Below are 2,201 nucleotides of genomic sequence, written 5' to 3'. Positions count from 1 at the left end.
TCAGTAGTCATTGGGATGGGAATTCGGTACGGCGGCTCGGCCAAGTTCAATGTATCGAAAAATGCGACCGGGGTACAGTGAGGGGTCATAAAAAGAAAACAGCGACACCTAGGAATGATTCTACAGGGTGGTATTCCAATGCAAAGGCAAGCCCGTAACCACTCTTAAAGCTAAAATGGGTATATGAACCGGCTAATTGGCCGGGTACGGCCAATGATAGCCAAAATGAGGGCATGAATCAGACCATCTTGGCCACACACATCAAAAATTCACAAACTAGATAGTCAATACTAGGAACCTGGGAAGATTAGAGGATAAGTAGAGGGTTGAGTAATAGGATGGTTGTGACACCTTATTGATTCATAATGTCATTAGAACATCAAATACCCAAAACCGACTCAAATACGCTTAATCTCGTCGTGAGATGTCAACTATAAGACCAAGTACTCAGTCACGGAAATTAAGCGGATGCTTCGCAGCCAAAATATGGGGGTGCCGTGTACTCATTCCCCATATATTAGAGCCGTTCACGGCAACAAAAACACACATACCCATATTTCATGCGGGTTTCAGAATTCGATTTTTGCGCAGTCAAGCGGGTTTTTTTGAAATGATACTTTGATTGCGCTAATTTAGTGTTTTTTGGCATTGCTTAAATCAGCAGTCTAATAACCCATTAACACCATTGGTTTAGTTGTCTTAGAGTACTACTAACTACCATCAAGCGTTTTCAATAGTTGGAATTATTGATACTGGTTTCACTGATAGTGTTAATTAGTGGTAATGGGATGAATGTGTTATCATGGTGTCAGTATTGACTTTTGACTGGGGATGTTCAGTTTTGTTAGCACATGCAAAATGTGAATATTTGACAAGTTTTTCGGTCTCTGTTTCTTGTTAGCAGTGAGTTCCAAAAATGCATGTGCTAACTTTTATTGATGCTTTATCTAGATTTGATTACTCTTCACTGCTATCATTTTTACCAGTAACCAATTTGCGACCATACCGAATATCTAAGTTGGCTCTGACCATTAGCAAGCATTGAAATTCTGGATGTTCTTCGTAATCTCGTGCGGCATTGTAATACTTATGTTTTTTGATGGTTGACTTGAAATTGCGATTACCAGCACGGATGGCTGTGTCAATCGAATCTATCATCAGTTGATAATTGATAGTCCCATCATCATTGGTGAAGAATGTTTCGTATGATTGTCCATACTTGTTGATAAGATATTTTTGTTCACGCTCCCAGCTCTTCATCTGGTCATGGGTTTGAAATGTGAACTGTGATAAGCTACATTCTCGCAACAGACGAGCAGATTCAACTGTGCATCCGGGGAAAGCTTGTGAATTTTTCCAAGATGTCAGATAATTCTTTTTGTATTCGGACGGTTTCAGTATCTTACGGAACAGATAAGTTTTCGCTCGTTCAACGCTGTATGGTGTCTCGTGTAGACTATCTAAGAATGTTTCGGATGGGAGATATTCATTGGTCAAGCTTTGCAATTCATCACCATTCATCGTTTCTGCTTGACATTCGTTATCTCGGTATGAGCGCATTTTTGTGGTGACTTTTTCATCACCAATTTGAAACTTGTAGTTAGCTGAGCCGTGGCATGTGGCAGATGTGCAGATTGACTTGATTTCAAATTCAAATTTATTGACTACTGAAACTGATGGGAATGTGTTTCGTATGTGTGTTGCTACTTGCTTAGCTGTCATGTTTTCTAACTCTTTACCGGTTATTATTCCATTTTTAGTTTTGGCGATGACTGTCAGCTCATCATCTTGTCTAATGGTTCCAAATTCGATGTCGCGTTCTTTAAAGAGACTTCCGAATCTTAAACTTTCCGCTTTGCTTGGTGTGTATGCTTCCACTAATGCTTCAGCGGTGAGTTTTCGATTTGATTTTTTATGAATGACGTTGTCTATTTCAAATGCACATCCATCAGTAATGGTCTGAAAACCGTGCAGTGATTTCTCCATATACCATGCCATAGCTCGGGCACGTGCTGTGATGTTATTGCCGACAACTACATTGCCAATGGCGAAAAATGGCGATACCATGATTCCGTAGATTGTGTTAATGATTAGCTTGTACAGAGAGTTCCATGGTTTCTCACTCGCTATTTTCTTGCTATATTGGTTCCGGAGTTTGAGCAGTTTATTAACTAACAATTCTCCAAGATTCACACTAGTCC

1 pseudogene is annotated in these 2,201 nt (G+C 39.9%); it reads right to left on the bottom strand.

The features are described 5' to 3' along the window. Positions 1–957: 957 nt before the first annotated feature. Positions 958–2,201: pseudogene (locus F6K63_RS36610) on the bottom strand (hypothetical protein); the annotation flags it as partial.

Source organism: Moorena sp. SIO1G6 (genome assembly GCF_010672795.1).
In the GTDB taxonomy this organism is placed as follows: Bacteria; Cyanobacteriota; Cyanobacteriia; order Cyanobacteriales; family Coleofasciculaceae; genus Moorena; species Moorena producens.
The sequence above is the reverse complement of the archived record's forward strand: the minus strand, read 5'-3'. Positions and strand labels throughout refer to the sequence as shown.